Source organism: Donghicola sp. (assembly GCF_025210255.1).
Taxonomy (GTDB): Bacteria; Pseudomonadota; Alphaproteobacteria; order Rhodobacterales; family Rhodobacteraceae; genus Donghicola; species Donghicola eburneus.
Window position 1 is genome coordinate 160,579 of the sequence record NZ_JAOARZ010000011.1, and the last position, 15,545, is coordinate 176,123.

Annotated in this window: 15 protein-coding genes; 10 read left to right on the forward strand and 5 right to left on the reverse strand. The window is 58.2% G+C overall.

What is annotated here, in order from left to right; all coding sequences use genetic code 11:
* Positions 1-85 precede the first annotated feature (85 nt).
* From pstC to phoB, 5 genes are read left to right on the forward strand one after another with little or no spacing between them, the layout of a single operon-like run.
* A complete protein-coding gene (pstC, locus tag N4A58_RS03350; RefSeq protein ID WP_293707823.1) occupies positions 86-1,558 on the forward strand; it encodes a phosphate ABC transporter permease subunit PstC in 1,473 nt (490 codons plus the stop codon).
* On the forward strand, positions 1,558-2,898 hold the full coding sequence (pstA, locus tag N4A58_RS03355; protein ID WP_293707825.1) for a phosphate ABC transporter permease PstA: 1,341 nt from the start codon (positions 1,558-1,560) through the stop codon (positions 2,896-2,898). Before pstC ends, pstA begins: the two co-directional genes overlap by 1 nt.
* A gap of 15 nt (positions 2,899-2,913) precedes the next feature.
* A complete protein-coding gene (gene pstB / locus N4A58_RS03360; RefSeq protein WP_072706463.1) occupies positions 2,914-3,711 on the forward strand; it encodes a phosphate ABC transporter ATP-binding protein PstB in 798 nt (265 codons plus the stop codon).
* Positions 3,712-3,723: 12 nt separating this feature from the next.
* On the forward strand, positions 3,724-4,455 hold the full coding sequence (gene phoU, locus N4A58_RS03365; protein WP_293707829.1) for a phosphate signaling complex protein PhoU: 732 nt from the start codon (positions 3,724-3,726) through the stop codon (positions 4,453-4,455).
* An 11-nt stretch (positions 4,456-4,466) separates the two neighbouring features.
* Positions 4,467-5,156: a phosphate regulon transcriptional regulator PhoB gene (phoB, locus tag N4A58_RS03370; protein ID WP_293707830.1), complete on the forward strand. Its 690-nt coding sequence runs from the start codon at positions 4,467-4,469 to the stop codon at positions 5,154-5,156.
* Positions 5,157-5,321: 165 nt separating this feature from the next.
* On the opposite strand, the gene N4A58_RS03375 is transcribed toward phoB, so the two are convergent.
* Complete coding sequence (locus N4A58_RS03375) at positions 5,322-6,314, reverse strand: IS30 family transposase (protein ID WP_092465548.1); 993 nt, start codon at positions 6,312-6,314, stop codon at positions 5,322-5,324.
* A gap of 497 nt (positions 6,315-6,811) precedes the next feature.
* On the opposite strand from N4A58_RS03375, the gene N4A58_RS03380 reads away from it, so the two are divergent.
* Positions 6,812-7,567 carry a LuxR family transcriptional regulator gene (locus N4A58_RS03380; protein WP_293707835.1) on the forward strand — a complete coding sequence of 252 codons (756 nt, stop codon included), beginning with the start codon at positions 6,812-6,814 and terminating at the stop codon, positions 7,565-7,567.
* Positions 7,568-7,975: 408 nt separating this feature from the next.
* On the opposite strand, the gene tsf is transcribed toward N4A58_RS03380, so the two are convergent.
* The 3 genes from tsf to N4A58_RS03395 form a co-directional block, all read right to left on the reverse strand.
* Positions 7,976-8,851: a translation elongation factor Ts gene (gene tsf / locus N4A58_RS03385; protein ID WP_293707837.1), complete on the reverse strand. Its 876-nt coding sequence runs from the start codon at positions 8,849-8,851 to the stop codon at positions 7,976-7,978.
* Between the two features lie 90 nt (positions 8,852-8,941).
* Positions 8,942-9,700 (reverse strand): 30S ribosomal protein S2, encoded by a 759-nt coding sequence (gene rpsB, locus N4A58_RS03390; protein ID WP_293707839.1) that lies wholly within the window; start codon positions 9,698-9,700, stop codon positions 8,942-8,944.
* A gap of 189 nt (positions 9,701-9,889) precedes the next feature.
* Positions 9,890-11,041, reverse strand: a complete 1,152-nt coding sequence (locus N4A58_RS03395; RefSeq protein WP_293707841.1) for a HupE/UreJ family protein — start codon at positions 11,039-11,041, stop codon at positions 9,890-9,892.
* On the opposite strand from N4A58_RS03395, the gene N4A58_RS03400 reads away from it, so the two are divergent.
* From N4A58_RS03400 to N4A58_RS03415, 4 genes are all read left to right on the forward strand, one after another.
* Entirely contained in the window at positions 11,031-11,837 is an 807-nt protein-coding gene (locus N4A58_RS03400) for a DUF4198 domain-containing protein (protein ID WP_293707843.1), read from the forward strand. The genes N4A58_RS03395 and N4A58_RS03400 overlap by 11 nt on opposite strands.
* A gap of 42 nt (positions 11,838-11,879) precedes the next feature.
* Entirely contained in the window at positions 11,880-12,776 is an 897-nt protein-coding gene (locus tag N4A58_RS03405; RefSeq protein WP_293707845.1) for a PfkB family carbohydrate kinase, read from the forward strand.
* Positions 12,769-13,674, forward strand: coding sequence for a pseudouridine-5'-phosphate glycosidase (locus tag N4A58_RS03410; protein ID WP_293707847.1), 906 nt, complete (start codon positions 12,769-12,771; stop codon positions 13,672-13,674). Before N4A58_RS03405 ends, N4A58_RS03410 begins: the two co-directional genes overlap by 8 nt.
* A gap of 93 nt (positions 13,675-13,767) precedes the next feature.
* Complete coding sequence (locus tag N4A58_RS03415; RefSeq protein WP_072706452.1) at positions 13,768-14,511, forward strand: DUF502 domain-containing protein; 744 nt, start codon at positions 13,768-13,770, stop codon at positions 14,509-14,511.
* On the opposite strand, the gene N4A58_RS03420 is transcribed toward N4A58_RS03415, so the two are convergent.
* On the reverse strand, positions 14,497-15,528 hold the full coding sequence (locus N4A58_RS03420; protein WP_245780556.1) for a patatin-like phospholipase family protein: 1,032 nt from the start codon (positions 15,526-15,528) through the stop codon (positions 14,497-14,499). The two genes, N4A58_RS03415 and N4A58_RS03420, sit on opposite strands and share 15 nt — an antisense overlap.
* Between the last annotated feature and the right edge of the window lie 17 nt (positions 15,529-15,545).

The following is a 15,545-nucleotide window of genomic DNA, read 5'->3' on the forward strand; positions in this document are numbered from 1 at the left end:
CGCCCAACGGGACGTCTGATACGAACAGGGAGCGCCGCCGACGGGTCGGCGCTCCTTTCCGATTTTTGGACCGCACGGAGCCGATATGCCCCCTCTTTGGTTAGTGATGTTCGTACTGGCGCTTGGTGTCGTCGGCTACGTTCTTGGCCGACAAAAGGCCATGACGAGTGCTGATGGTGACTCCCGTCATCTGCATTCCCTCCCTGTCTATTATGGAACGAACGTTAGCCTGTTTGTGGTTCTTCCGGCGCTGCTGGTGATGGTCTGCTGGCTGATCGTCCAACCTATTTTGATCAACAACTCGGTCGCAGGCCAAATCCCGGCAAGCGCGATCCCCGACTCCGGTACCCTTGGTCTGGTCATGAGCGACGTGCGCCGCGTGGCGGACGGTCTGGATCTGGCCGTGTCCCAAGGCGTGATGACCAGCGCCGAGGCAGGGGCCCTGCAGGCAGGCGCTTCTGATGTTCGCGAATTGCTGGCAGATGTGGGCGTGGCTCTGGGCTCTGATGTGACCGAGACCACTCTGAATGCGGCGCAATCCTTCCGCGCTAAGGCGGCGACCGGCAATCTGGCCATGACCGTTGTGGTTCTGGCGCTCGCGATTGCGGGCTTTGTCTATTCCTACGGCCGCACGAACAAGGACTTCCGCGCGCGCAACGTCGTCGAAAAGGTGATCCGCGGTATCCTCATTCTGGCGGCGTCGATTGCGATCCTGACCACTGTGGGCATCGTGCTGTCGCTGGTGTTCAACACCATCGAGTTCTTCAAACTCTACCCCGCGATGGACTTTTTCTTTGGCACCACATGGAGCCCCAGCTTTGGTGGTGGCTCTGAACTAGGTGTCCTACCGCTGCTATGGGGTACGCTCTACATCTCGATCATCGCGCTGGCGGTTGCTGTTCCGATCGGGCTCTTTGCTGCGATCTATCTGTCGGAATACGCAGGCCCCAAGGCACGCGGCATCGCCAAGCCCCTGATCGAGGTTCTGGCCGGTATCCCTACCATCGTTTACGGTCTGTTTGCGCTGCTGACCGTTGGTCCGCTGCTCGTGAATACCTTCGGGCAGGGCGGCGCGCTGGGGGTCGACTGGATGTCCGGTGCGTCCTCGGTGACGACTGCGGGTCTGGTCATGGGCATCATGCTGATCCCCTTTGTCAGCTCGTTGTCTGACGACATCATCAACGCGGTGCCCCAATCCATGCGCGACGGGTCTCTGGGCCTCGGCGCAACCAAATCCGAAACCGTCAAACAAGTGGTTCTGCCCGCTGCGCTGCCCGGCATCGTGGGTGCGATCCTGCTGGCTGCCAGCCGCGCAATTGGTGAGACCATGATCGTGGTTCTGGGGGCAGGGGCCGCGGCCCGCCTGTCCGTGAACCCGCTCGAGGCGATGACCACCGTCACCGCCAAGATCGTCAGCCAGCTGACCGGCGACGCGGACTTTGCAAGCCCCGAAGCGCTTGTTGCCTTTGCCCTCGGCATGACCCTGTTTGTCATGACGCTCGGCCTCAATGTCCTCGCGCTGTATATCGTGCGCAAATATCGGGAGCAGTACGAGTAATGACCGACGCGACCAACAACACGCCGAAATCTTCGCTTCTGACCGTCAGTCCGCGCGTCAAGCAGCGCAACGCGGCCGAAGCCCGCTTCAAGATGTACGGCATTGCCGCCGTCCTGACCGGTCTGGTGTTCCTGATCATCCTGCTGTCGACCATCCTGTTTAATGGTGTCGGCGCGTTCCAGCAGACCTTTATCCAAGTGCCCGTCTATCTGGACGAAGCCAAGCTGGACAAAAACGGCAACCGCGACCCTGAAGAGATCAAGAAAGTCTCGACCTTTGGCTACAACCCTCTGATCCAGCAGGCCATCTACGACAGTATCTCTGCTGAGATGGGGGAAAACCCGCTACCCAAGGCGAGCGCGACCAAAGCGCTGATCTCGGCCAGCGCCGCCGCACAGATCCGTGATGTGGTCATTGCTGACCCCGACTTGATCGGCCAGACCGTGACCTTCCGCATTCTGGCAGCGAGCCGCGTGGACGGTTACCTAAAAGACCGCGTGACCCGCGAGAGTATCGCACGCGACAAGAATATCGACGCTGTTCACCTTGATATCGTCGACGAACTGCGCGCCAAGGGGATCGTAAAGCGCGAGTTTAACTGGTCCTTCATCACCGGTGCAGATGCCTCCGAAAGCCGCCCCGAGCAGGCAGGCATGGGGGTGTCGATGCTGGGCTCTCTGTTCATGATGCTGGTGGTTCTGGTTCTGTCGCTGCCCATCGGTGTTGCGGCTTCAATCTACCTCGAAGAGTTCGCTCCCCAGAACAAATGGACCGACCTGATTGAGGTGAATATCTCGAACCTCGCAGCTGTCCCGTCGATCGTGTTCGGTATTCTGGGTCTGGCTGTGTTCATCCAGTTCGCAGGTCTGCCGCAGTCCGCGCCCTTGGTGGGTGGTCTGGTTCTAACGCTGATGACTCTGCCGACGATCATCATCTCGACCCGCGCCTCGCTGAAGTCGGTGCCGCCGTCGATCCGTGATGCGGCGCTTGGTCTTGGCGCGTCGAAGATGCAGTCGGTGTTCCACCACGTGCTGCCTCTGGCAATGCCCGGTATTCTGACTGGCACCATCATCGGTCTGGCGCAGGCCCTTGGTGAAACCGCACCGCTGCTGCTTATCGGTATGGTGGGCTACATCGCCTCAAACTATCCCACGGGGCCGATCGCTGGCTTCATGGACCCGAACTCGGCCATGCCCGCACAGATTTATGAATGGGCCAAGCGTGCTGACCCCGCATATTACGAACGTGCTTGGGGCGGCATTATCATTCTGCTGGTGTTCCTGATCACGATGAACATCATTGCCATCATTCTTCGCCGACGTTTCGAGCGCCGCTGGTAAAGATAGGATACGATTATGTACGACAACCCGAATCTGGAGCGTAATGTGGCTCAGCAAGACACCAAAATTTCGGCCCGCAACGTCCAAGTCTTTTACGGCGACACCCACGCCATCAAGGACGTGAACATCGAAATTCCGGCGCGCACGGTCACCGCATTCATCGGCCCGTCAGGCTGCGGTAAGTCAACATTTTTGCGCTGCTTGAACCGCATGAATGACACGATCGATATTTGTCGCGTCGAAGGTGACATCAATCTGGACGGTGAAAACATCTACGACAAGCGTGTCGATCCCGTGCAGCTGCGCGCCAAGGTCGGCATGGTGTTCCAAAAGCCGAACCCGTTCCCCAAATCGATCTACGACAATATCGCCTATGGTCCCCGTATCCACGGTCTGGCCAAGAACAAGGCCGATCTGGACGAGATCGTAGAAAAGGCGTTGCGCCGTGGCGCCATCTGGAACGAGGTCAAGGATCGTCTGCACGCACCAGGCACCGGTCTGTCGGGTGGTCAGCAGCAGCGTCTGTGCATCGCGCGCGCCGTTGCGACTGAACCTGAAGTGCTGCTGATGGACGAGCCGTGCTCGGCGCTGGACCCCATTGCGACCAGCCAAGTCGAAGAGCTGATTGACGAGCTGCGCGACCAGTACTCGGTCGTGATCGTCACGCACTCGATGCAACAGGCGGCGCGTGTCAGCCAGAAGACCGCGTTCTTCCACCTTGGGAACCTGGTCGAGTTTGGCGACACCGGCCAAATCTTTACCAACCCGCAGGACAGCCGCACCGAGTCCTACATCACCGGCCGTATCGGATAAGGGTCTGAAAACATGAATGATTCACAACACATTGTCTCGTCCTACGACCGAGACCTCGAAGGCGTTCAGGCCCTGATCATCAAGATGGGCGGCCTTGTTGAAACGGCGATCCTTGATTGCGCCAAAGCGCTCGAGATGCGCGACGAAGAACTCGCAGACAAGGTCCGCAAGGGCGACAAAGCCATCGACGCCATGATGGAGCAGATCAATGAAGAGACCGCTTTTGTGATCGCGCGTCGCGCGCCTGCAGCCAGCGATCTGCGCGTTGTTCTGTCCGTTATGAAGATGAGCAACAACCTCGAACGTATTGGCGATTATGCAAAAAACATCGCCAAGCGGGCAGGGGTCTTGCTTCAGATGACCCCGATTGAGGGCTCGTCCGGCGCGGTCCGCCGCATGGCACGTGAGGTCGAATTGATGCTCAAGGATGCTCTGGATTCCTATATCCAGCGTGACCCAGAACTTGCTCAGGTCGTCATCAATCGCGACAAAGAAGTCGACCAGATGTACAACGCACTGTTCCGCGAATTCCTGACCTTTATGATGGAAGACCCGCGTAACATCACGGCCTGCATGCACCTGCATTTCATCGCCAAGAACATCGAGCGCATGGGCGACCACGTGACCGCATTGGCGGAACAGGTGATCTACGTGAGCACCGGCAAATACCCCGAAGAAGACCGTCCCAAAGCCGATAGCACGCCATACGAAGTGCACGGTGATCCTATGGCGAACAACGACTGAGGGTCAGAGAAATGAGTGCTGAACAACCCACTGTGCTGGTCGTTGAAGACGAACCGGCACAGCGCGAAGTCCTGACCTATAATCTGGAGGCCGAAGGCTTTCGCGTGATCCGAGCCGAAAACGGCGAAGAAGGCTTGATAATGGTGGACGAGGATCGTCCGGACCTGATCGTCTTGGATTGGATGATGCCAAACGTTTCTGGCATCGAGGTGTGCCGCCGCCTGAAATCCCGCGGAGACACGCGTAGCATTCCGGTGATCATGCTGTCCGCACGTTCCGAAGAAGTGGACCGTGTCCGCGGACTAGAGACTGGCGCCGATGACTACGTGATCAAGCCGTACTCTGTGGTCGAGTTGATGGCCCGTGTGCGCACTCAGCTGCGCCGGACGCGTCCCGCGACCGTCGGCGTGAAGCTGGAGTATGAAGACATCGTTCTGGACGCCGAAACGCACAAAGTCTTTCGCAACGAGAAATCCCTGAAGTTGGGGCCAACCGAGTTCCGACTGCTAACCACGTTTATGGAAAAGCCAGGACGTGTCTGGAGCCGCGAGCAGCTCTTGGACCGTGTCTGGGGGCGCGACATCTACGTGGACACGCGGACAGTCGACGTGCACATCGGGCGACTGCGCAAGGCGCTGTGTCAGCACGGCGGCGAAGATCCGGTGCGGACGGTGCGCGGCGCGGGCTACGCCTTGGGCTGAAAAAATTACTTTAACGCGTAACAGCAGGCGGCCATTGGTCGCCTGGTTTGTTTCTTAGTCTTTTCCAATCAGAGAGACTCCTAGTGATCGGCCACAATGTACGTTCGTATACACTGTAGGGCTGTATCAGCACTGTTGGCTCAAGGGTCGTTGCGACAACTTCTCCTATCTTAGCTTCATCATTTCTTCTCTGAAGGCTTCGGTGGGCGTGCGCCAGCCTAGACACTTCCTGGGGGTTCCGTTCAAGCGGTCGGCAATCGCCTTCATTTGGCGACTGGAGAGCGCAGCAAGTTCAGTGTCGCGGGGGAGATACCGACGCGCACGCTTGTTCATGTTTTCGACAGAGCCTTTCTGCCACGGTGCCTGCGGATCGCAGAACCAGCTCTCTGTGCCAATCCCTGACATCAGTTTGCGCCATTCTCGGAACTCGAAGCCGCGGTCAAAAGTGATCGATCTCCGGGCTGGCTGGGGCAGGGGTTCCATCACATTCATCAGCTTGTTCATCAGGTGCGTGGAGCTGCGGTCATTGTTGCGGAATAGCACGGCAAAGCGGGTTTTCCGCTCAACCAGGGAGGCGACGTTCATCTTGCCATGAGACCTCTCGAAGATCATCAGATCGCCCTCCCATTCGCCGAAGGTCTCTCGGGTTTTCACATATTCCGGACGTTGGTGAATGGACCGATCCGGTGGAAATATCTGGCCTCTGGGCCGCCTTGCATAGCGCGGCCTGCGTTTCTTGTGCCGGCCGGGAAGGTGTCGGGCGAGCTCTTCTGATTGGCCTTCGGGGCTATAGATATAGGCATAAATCGTCTCGTGGCTGACGCGCAGGGGCTGCCCATCGAAACCGAGCCGGCCTGCGATTTGCTCCGGCGTCCAGCCGACCTTCAGTCGAGCGACGACATGGGCGCGCAATGCTTCAAGGCGGATCAATTTACGCCGCCGCACGCGGCGCTTTGATGCCTCGCGCTGTGCAGTCATGCCGTAGTAACCGTTCAGATACGGCAGTTCTGCGTCGGCGAAAGAATTCCGTTTGATCTCGCGGTAAATGGTCGCGCGATGCCTGCCGATTTCCGCTGCGATCCTGCTTATCGGCATCTTCGCATTCAGCATATCTTCGATCGCGCGTCTTTCGTGTAAATCCAGTTCTGTGTGGGCCATGTCCGGTCTCCTTGCTTTTCAGCAAGATAGAGAGTTTGTCGCAACCCATTCTAGAATGTGCCCCACCGTGTGCGGTATTTCTTATAATCAGGATTATGTTAATATAGAGAATGCCGACTTAGCACTAAAGTCGTACAAACATCACACAGCCTTAAAATAAACGCTCGAAACGTCGCTTTCGCGCGCACCATTTCCGCTAACAGCCTTGATCTCGGGGTTTTGACGTCGGTACAAGATGCGTGGGATTGTGTCCCGCGAGCATCTGCGAACAGTCGCTTTTTGATTTTTACGTCGCGCGTTTATGGATTTTCACGAGATATAATCTGGGGTTACGTCTGTTGTTAGTCAGATCTCAACACGATGCTGGCCTTAATCGAGAACTTAGAATTCACGGCTGGACCGGAGGCGATCACCGTTTGCATTATTTACGGCGAATGGTTTGCATTGTGCACAGGAACGGCCCGTATTGTAGTTAAGGTAAGGTCGACAAGATGATGATGTCCATCTCATCCCACCTCGAGGCGATTACAGACGCTCCTACGCTCGAGGAACTGTGGAAGCGGCACGCGGAACGAATGCAAGCCTATGGCTTTGACCGTCTGATTTACGGCCTGACGCACTACCGCAGCGGCTACTCCTTGGGAGACCCGAACGATTTCCTGATCCTCACCACGCACAAACCCGAGTATATCGAGCCCTTTATCAACGACGGCTTCTATTTTCATGCGCCGATGGTGAAATGGGCGCTGGAGCACGAAGGCGCTTGCAGCTGGCGTATGATGGCCGAGATGGTCGAAAGTGGTACGATGACGAATGCCGAGATGAAAGTTGTGGATTTCAATCGGCGTATGGGCGTTACAGCGGGCTATACGATTTCCTTTAAGTCTGTGTCCCAACGGTCCAAGGGCGCGGCAGCGTTGACGGCGCGCGAAGGACTGAGCCAAGACGACGTCGATGCGATCTGGGAGGAGCACGGCCGCGATATCGTTCTGGCCAACAACGTTGCGCACCTCAAGATCTCTAGCCTGCCCTACACGCCGCCCACGCGCAGCCTGACCAAACGCCAACGCGAGGCGCTTCAGTGGGTCGGCGATGGCAAGACGACTCAGGATATTGCCATCTTGATGGGGCTGACACCCGCGACGGTGGAAAAGCATCTCAGACTTGCTCGAGAATCTCTCAATGTGGAAACAACTGCACAGGCTGTACTCAAAGCAGCCTTTCAGAACCAAATGTTTATCGTAGAGCAGTAATAAGAGGTAAGGTCATGAATTCGCTACCTTAAACGCGAATTTTGGCCGCTAGGTACGGAATACCTGACTTACCTGACGCAAGGGAAATCTGGCATCAAAAGTATGTTCCGTGAGTGGTGGCTTTGGCCAGGGAACACTGGGTAGAGATGCTAGAGATTGCTAGCCAGCCTACTTGGGTGGTCGTTTAGACCTGTCGGTGAAAGAGGAATTTTCTACTTTTTCGCCGGCTTCTACGCCTCGTACATCCCCATCCCTCGGGGCGTTTTTCTTAGGGCACCGGACTTGTTCCGGTGCCTCTTTTTTTGCCCAAAATCAAGTGTGACAGCAGAGCTGCCAAACAACGTTTCACGCAAAGGAAAAGGGGGCGCATATGCACCCCCTGCCCCATAATTCGCGATGTGTCGCGGCTTAGCCGTTGGCCAGCTTCGCAACTTCGGCAGCGTAGTCTTCTTCGACTTTCTCGATGCCTTCGCCAACTTCCATGCGCACGTATGCGACGATGGTTGCGCCAGCTTCTTTGGCCGCTGCTTCGACGGTCAGATCGGGGTTCACAACGAACGCCTGACCCAGCAGAGTGTTTTCCGCGAGGAACTTCTTCATGCGGCCTTCGATCATCTTTTCGATGACCTGCTCGGGCTTGCCCGACTCGCGCGCGATGTCGATCTGAACCTGACGCTCTTTTTCAACGAAAGCTGCGTCCAGCGCGTCTTCGTTCAGAGCTGCGGGGTTCGCTGCTGCGATGTGCATTGCAACCTGACGGCCGAATGCTTCGTCGCCGCCGTTCATGGCAACCAGAACACCGATTTTGCCCATGCCGTCTGCAGCTGCGTTGTGCACGTAGGACACGACGTTTTCTGCTTCGACCGACGCCATGCGGCGCAGGGTCATGTTCTCGCCGATTTTGGCGATCTTGTCGGTGATCAGGGTTTCAACGGTTTTGCCATCGACGTCGGCTGCTTTCAGCGCGTCAACGTCGGAAACGTTGATGGCGGCGCCCGCGATGTCGGTAACCATTGCCTGGAATTCTGCGTTTTTCGCAACAAAGTCAGTCTCGGCGTTGACTTCAACAGCCACACCTTTGCCGCCTTCGACTTTCACAGCGACCAGACCTTCCGCAGCGGTACGGCCCGATTTCTTGGCAGCTTTCGCCAGACCTTTTGTGCGCAACCAGTCAACAGCGGCGTCCATGTCGCCGTCGGTTTCGGTCAGCGCTTTTTTGGCATCCATCATGCCTGCGCCGGTCATCTCGCGCAGTTCTTTTACCTGTGCTGCAGTGATCGCCATGATAAGGCTCCTCTCAATGTCGGGGTCAACGCCCTGAATAAAGGGCTTGGGCGCGGACTTAACCGCGCCCGATGTCAGTTTTGTAAACGCTTATGCGTTTTCGCCGAGCTCTTCCTCGAGGCCAGCTTCCAGCTCGCCGAGGTCAACGCCAGCAGCACCCAGCTGAGCGGTCATGCCGTCCAGAGCAGCGCGCGACACCAGATCGGTGTACAGTGCGATTGCACGGGCCGCGTCGTCGTTGCCGGGGATGATGTAGTCGATGCCTGCAGGGTTGCAGTTGGTGTCGACGACAGCAACAACAGGGATACCCAGCTTGTTGGCTTCCTGGATGGCCAGCTGCTCTTTTTTCACGTCGATGACGAACAGCAGGTCAGGAACGCCGCCCATCTCGCGGATACCACCGAGCGACGCTTGCAGTTTGGTCTGCTCGCGTTCCATCTGCAGGCGCTCTTTCTTGGTCAGACCTTCGGCGCCGCCTTCCATGGCTTCGTCGATGTTCTTCAGACGCTGGATCGACTGCGAAACAGTTTTCCAGTTGGTCAGAGTGCCGCCGAGCCAGCGGTGGTTCATGTAGTACTGTGCGCACTTTTCTGCAGCGTCTGCAACGGGCTGAGCAGCCTGACGCTTGGTGCCAACGAACAGAACGCGGCCGCCTTTGGCGACGGTATCACGGACGCCCTTCAGGGCCTGGTCCAGCATGGGAACAGTCTGGGTCAGGTCGAGAATGTGGATGCCGTTACGCGCACCGTAGATAAACTCGCCCATACGGGGGTTCCAGCGCTGGGTCTGGTGGCCAAAGTGTACGCCTGCTTCAAGCAGTTGGCGCATGGAGAACTCAGGAAGAGCCATGTCCTATATCCTTTCCGGTTTCATGCCTCGGCTGGGGTGAGGGACCATATGGTCCAACCGGCGGACATATGAGGATTTCTCCCTCATAGGCCCAAAACCCAGCCAGCGGATTTCAGTGCGCGTGCGTTTAAAGGCAAAGGGCCTGATTGACAAGCCCCCTGCCCGATTTAATTGGCTGAACGCTTCAGATCAGGCCAAAACAGTCCGCTCAAGGAACCAATAGGCCCCGATCAGGCCGATCACGGCGCTCGCAGGGATCGCGATATACGCCCGATACCACGGCTTGGATCCAAACCACAGCCCCACAGCAAGGAACGCAATGGCGATCACGGTCAGCTGTCCGACCTCGACCCCGACGTTAAAGCCGATAAGCGCGGGAATGAACTGATCCTGTGGCAGGCCAAACTCGCCAAGCACCGAGGCAAAGCCAAGCCCGTGCAGCAGGCCAAAAACGAACACCACCGCGGGACGCCACGGGCTGAACCCCTTGGACAAGATGTTTTCGACCGCGACAAAGGTGATGGAGGCGGCAATAAGCGGCTCTACGATGCTACCGGGGACAGACACCAGCCCCAGCGCGCCAAGCGCCAAGGTGACCGTGTGTGCCAGCGTAAAGGCCGAGATTTGCCAAAGGAGCGGCCCTATGCGGGTAGACAAGAAGAAGAGCCCCAAGACGAATAGAATATGGTCGAGACCTTTGGGCAGGATATGGTCAAAGCCAACCGGAATATAGCTCAGGAACGCTTGCAGGCCGGTTTGCGCTTGGCCGCCTGCGATCTCGATCGGTTCGCTCGGCGTGCCATCGGTCAGATAGCCGGTATAGGGGTTCTCGACCCCTTGTTGCCTCACGACCAGTGCGCCGTAGGTCGCTGGCCAGTCGATTTGCACGTTGGTGGCATTGGCAGGCAGGTTGGCGGTGATGTGCAGAGTGCTGGGGCGTGGCAGGTCCAGATCGGGTGTATCCTCTACCGTAACATCTATCAGCTCTTTATTGGCGGGCCCCTGATCGGTCATGATCCGCAGATCTTCGGCAAAGCTCGGCCAGACGCGGCGCATCTGATCCACCAACTCTGCAGGCGGCAAGGCGCGCAGCCGATCATACTCGCCAGCCTCAGAAGAGTCATTCGTGTCTTCGAGCGAGGTCAGGTCGATGCCCGCGATGAACGCTTCGAGATTGGCGCGAATGTCCAACGTCGCCTGACCTTCGATTACAACCAGGTCCGCAATCGAGGGCGTAACCTCGTGGGCTTGGGCGCCAGCCGACAGGACAACACTTGACACCGCCGCGGTAAGCCACACCCTGAGATAGCCCAACATACTGGACCCGATTATGCGCTTCATTCCCATCTCCTCAATCTGTTTTTGCCTGCTGTCTCAAGCTGCAACTGCCCATGAGACGTGGCTCGAACCTCGTGAGTTTCAAATCACTTCTGGGCAGACCCTAGAGGCAGATATCCGGAACGGCGAGGACTTTTCTGGATTTCGTTTGGCCTATATGCCCGCCAAGCAACAGCGGCTGGATTTGGTTGTGGAGGGTGACGTTATGCCTGTCGACGGGCGGCTCGGGGATATCCCCGCAGTTTCCTTGACAGCGCAGGACGACGGCTTGGCAGTTTTGGCCTATGTCTCGACCCAGAACCGACTGACATACACCGATGCCGAGAAGTTCGAGGCCTTTTGTACGCACAAGGATTTTCCCGAAGTTCTGGAACAGCACGTGGCGCGCGGCCTGCCTGAAACGGGATTTCGCGAGGGCTATCTGCGCTATGCCAAAGCGCTCGTGGCGATCGGGGATGGCGCGGGATCTGACACCGATCTGGGCATGGAAACCGAGTTTGTGGCGCTCGATAACCCCTATGTCCCAGACTTCGACGGCGTGATGGATGTGGAATTGCTCTACCAAGGGGAGCCTCGCGCAGATGCCCAGATCGAAGTGTTTGAACGTGCGCCCGACGGCACCGTCGCAATCACGACAACACGCACGGACGCAAACGGCATTGGCGCGGTCGCGGTGAAACCAGCGCATACCTATCTGTTCGACGCCGTCGTGATGCGCGAACCGGATGCCGCCACTGCAGAAGCGGACGGAATAGTCTGGCAGAGCCTCTGGGCCGCACTCACCTTTACCGTTCGGTAAAAAATCCTTGCGCCGCGCGGCGTGTACCGGCAAGAGGCCGTTATGACTTCGACACCTGAGATCCTGTGCATCGGCTCCGTGCTGTGGGACATCATCGGCCGGTCCTCTAGCCACATGCGGCAGGGCAGCGATGTGCCGGGCCGTATCATCCGCGTGCCGGGGGGCGTGGCGCTGAATATCGCGATGACTTTGCGCCGTCAGGGCATGATCCCTGCCCTGCTCTCTGCTGTCGGAAATGACCCTGCGGGCCAAGAGCTGCTGGCCGATTGCCGCCGCCGCGGGCTGATTACCGATCACATCTACCTGTCCGAGGATCTGCCCACAGATATTTATATGGCGGTCGAAGGCGCAAACGGCCTGATCGCCGCCATCGCGGACGCCCATTCGTTAGAAGAGGCTGGTGATAAAATCCTGCGCGCCCTGACGGACGGCACATTGGGCAGCGCTGGCGCGCCGTATAAAGGGTTCATCGCCCTTGATGGCAATCTGACAGAGGCGCTTTTGGCTCAGATCGCGGTCGATCCGGTCTTTCAGCAGGCCGATCTGCGGGTTGCGCCCGCCTCACCGGGCAAGGCAACACGGCTTTTGCCCTTGGTCGAGGCTGGCAACGCAACCCTGTATGTGAACCTCGAAGAGGCCGGTTTGCTGTGCCAGACCGAATTTCCTGATGCCGCATCCGCCGCAGATGGCATGGTGACACGCGGCGCGAAACGCGCGCTGGTCACAGACGGCGGGCGCGCGTCCGCAGACGGCAGTGCCGAGGGCATCATCACCCGTCAACCGCCCGAAGTCTTGGTGACACGCGTCACCGGCGCGGGCGACAGTTTCATGGCTGCGCACATCGTGGCCGAAGCGCGGGGCGCGCACCGAGAGGCGGCGCTTATGGCCGCTCAGGCCGCCGCCGCCGCGCACGTTTCCGGAGAGACCCCCTATGATTGACATCACCTTTTCGCCCGAAGTCGCTGCGGCCAAAGCGGAAAACCGCCCCATCGTCGCGCTGGAAAGCACGATCATCACCCACGGGATGCCCTATCCTCAGAATGTGGAAACCGCGCGCAAGGTCGAGGAAACCATCCGCGAGGCCGGTGCCGTGCCTGCAACCATCGCTGTGATTGGCGGACGCATCCACGCGGGTCTGACGGACGCGCAACTCGAAGATCTGGGACAGACCACAGACTGCGCCAAGCTGTCCCGCGCAGACATCGCGGCCTGTATCGCCACAGGCGGAACCGGCGCAACCACAGTGGCTGCGACCATGATTTGCGCGCACCTTGCGGGGATCGGTGTCTTTGCGACGGGCGGCATTGGCGGCGTACACCGCGGCGCTGAAACCAGCTTTGACATCTCGGCAGACCTGAATGAACTGGCGCACACCCCCGTAACCGTCGTCGCGGCGGGCGCCAAAGCCATCCTCGATCTGCCCAAAACGCTCGAGGTGCTGGAAACCAACGGTGTGCCGGTGATCGCATATGGCCAAGACGACTTTCCCGCCTTCTGGTCGCGCAGCAGCGGCATGACTGCGCCCTTGCGCATGGACACCGCCAAAGACATTGCCAACGCGCAGAAAACGCGGATCGCCATGGGTCTGCCAGGCGGGCAACTGGTCGCGAACCCGATCCCCGTCTCTGACGAAATCGGAGCCGAGGAGTTGGCTCCCATTATCAGCGCGGCTCTGTCCGAAGCCGAGGACGAAGGTATCATCGGCAAAGCCGTTACGCCCTTTTTGTTGCAGCGGATTTTTGAATTGACCGAAGGCCGCTCTCTCGAGGCGAACATCGCGCTTGTGCTCAACAATGCGCGTTTGGCCGCCGCGATTGCCCGCTCTCTGACAGCCTAATGCGGCTTTTTGAGCGCGAAGCTCATTCAGACGTTGTGAAGCCGCGGACCAATACATAAGTTCGCGGTAACACGCCGACGGAACATCAAAGACATGACGACGCCTTTCGACGAAGACCACCCGACGCATCGCAAGCCGGGCATGTTTGCCCGTCTCAGATCGAACTTTTTCACCGGGATCGTCGTGATCGCGCCGATTGGTCTGACCGTTTGGCTGATTTGGACTGTGATCGGATGGGTCGACAGCTTTGTCATGCCGTTTGTGCCGCGCGCTTACCATCCCGAAGAATTCTTTCAGCATTGGTTCGGCGAAGACACCTCGATCAACATTCGCGGTGTCGGCGTCATTTTCTTTCTTCTGTTCACCATTCTGACCGGCTGGATCGCCAAGGGTCTGATTGGTCGGTCGTTTATCCGCTGGTCCGAACGCCAAGTGGACCGGATGCCAGTGGTGCGGTCCATCTACTCGGGCCTGAAGCAGTTGGCCGAGACCGTCTTTGCCCAGTCGGAGCGTAGCTTTGAGAAGGCCTGCCTGATCGAGTATCCGCGCCGCGGGATTTGGGCGGTCGGCTTCATCTCGACCGATGCAAAGGGCGAGATCTCGCGCCGCCCGGATACGATGGAGAAACTCATCAGCGTGTTCGTGCCCACGACGCCGAACCCGACATCAGGATTCTTGCTTTTCTTTCCGGAATCCGAGGTGATCGAACTGGATATGTCGATCGAGGACGCGGCCAAACTGGTGATCTCAGCTGGTCTGGTTTATCCGCCAGAGGATAAAGCGGTGCCCACGCCCATCGAAGAAGCGCGGGCACACCGTAAATTAGGCAAACATTGAGGGCAGATCGACGCTGCCCTTCATGTTCAGCTTGTCTTTGTGTTCGACCAAGAACTGCTCGGCAGCATCGCGGCCTGCATCGCGCAACTCCTGAATGACATATGGCGTCGGCACCAGTTTAGTCGCCACTGACAGATTGTTCATCATCTGATCATCGGCAATCATGTGCACGTAGACGTCCTTCATCTGGTTGGTCGTGATGGCGCCATCTTCGATCAATTCTTGGACAAATGAGATCGCCCTAAGTTCGCGCAAGAGTGAAGCGTTGAAGCTTATCTCGTTGATTCGGTTCTGAATTTCTTGGGGCGTCTTGGGGATTTCGTCGCGGTGGATCGGGTTGATATTCACGATCACAATGTCCTGCGGCAGATGAGGTTCGAACATCGGGAATAGCGCTGGGTTGCCAGTGTAGCCGCCATCCCAATAAGCCTCCGTCTCGCCTGTGGCGGGGTCCTCAATCTCGACGGCTTGGAACAGTGTGGGCAGGCAAGCCGAGGCTAGGATCACGTCGCTGCTCAGCTCTTCGCCGCTGAAGACCTTTACCTTGCCCGAGCGGACGTTGGTGGCGCAGATAAACACCTCGGGCCCTGCATCGGCACAGACGCAGTCGAAGTCAAAGGACTCGACGATTTTTTGCAGCGGGTTCTGGTAGAACGGCCCCCACGCATAGGGCGTCATCATCCGTGACACGAGGTCGGCCCACACATACGGCGCGCTCATCTCAATGGTTTTCGACAGCTGGCCAGGCGTCAAGACGTAACCGGTCATCCAACTCGGGAGGCGGAAATCCTCGATCCCCGCAATCTGGCCCCAGAGAAAGGCCAGCATATCCCGCGCGCCTTGGCGCCCGTTCTTGATCAGGCCTGCCTTGACCGCCGCCGCATTCATTGCCCCGGCAGAGGTGCCAGACATGGACGCGATTTCAATGTCGTCATGTTCAAGGATTTTATCAAGCACGCCCCAAGTGTAGGCGCCGTGTGCGCCCCCACCTTGGAGCGCGAGGTTAATGCGTTTCATATTGGGGCTTTTGGATC

Bases quoted from the DNA above. Each gene is read 5' to 3' on its own strand.
- pstC (WP_293707823.1), top strand. From the start codon at position 86: ATGCCCCCTCTTTGGTTAGTGATGTTCGTACTGGCGCTTGGTGTCGTC.
- pstA (WP_293707825.1), top strand. From the start codon at position 1,558: ATGACCGACGCGACCAACAACACGCCGAAATCTTCGCTTCTGACCGTC.
- pstB (WP_072706463.1), top strand. From the start codon at position 2,914: ATGTACGACAACCCGAATCTGGAGCGTAATGTGGCTCAGCAAGACACC.
- phoU (WP_293707829.1), top strand. From the start codon at position 3,724: ATGAATGATTCACAACACATTGTCTCGTCCTACGACCGAGACCTCGAA.
- phoB (WP_293707830.1), top strand. From the start codon at position 4,467: ATGAGTGCTGAACAACCCACTGTGCTGGTCGTTGAAGACGAACCGGCA.
- N4A58_RS03375 (WP_092465548.1), bottom strand. From the start codon at position 6,314: ATGGCCCACACAGAACTGGATTTACACGAAAGACGCGCGATCGAAGAT.
- N4A58_RS03380 (WP_293707835.1), top strand. From the start codon at position 6,812: ATGTCCATCTCATCCCACCTCGAGGCGATTACAGACGCTCCTACGCTC.
- tsf (WP_293707837.1), bottom strand. From the start codon at position 8,851: ATGGCGATCACTGCAGCACAGGTAAAAGAACTGCGCGAGATGACCGGC.
- rpsB (WP_293707839.1), bottom strand. From the start codon at position 9,700: ATGGCTCTTCCTGAGTTCTCCATGCGCCAACTGCTTGAAGCAGGCGTA.
- N4A58_RS03400 (WP_293707843.1), top strand. From the start codon at position 11,031: ATGCGCTTCATTCCCATCTCCTCAATCTGTTTTTGCCTGCTGTCTCAA.
- N4A58_RS03395 (WP_293707841.1), bottom strand. From the start codon at position 11,041: ATGAAGCGCATAATCGGGTCCAGTATGTTGGGCTATCTCAGGGTGTGG.
- N4A58_RS03405 (WP_293707845.1), top strand. From the start codon at position 11,880: ATGACTTCGACACCTGAGATCCTGTGCATCGGCTCCGTGCTGTGGGAC.
- N4A58_RS03410 (WP_293707847.1), top strand. From the start codon at position 12,769: ATGATTGACATCACCTTTTCGCCCGAAGTCGCTGCGGCCAAAGCGGAA.
- N4A58_RS03415 (WP_072706452.1), top strand. From the start codon at position 13,768: ATGACGACGCCTTTCGACGAAGACCACCCGACGCATCGCAAGCCGGGC.
- N4A58_RS03420 (WP_245780556.1), bottom strand. From the start codon at position 15,528: ATGAAACGCATTAACCTCGCGCTCCAAGGTGGGGGCGCACACGGCGCC.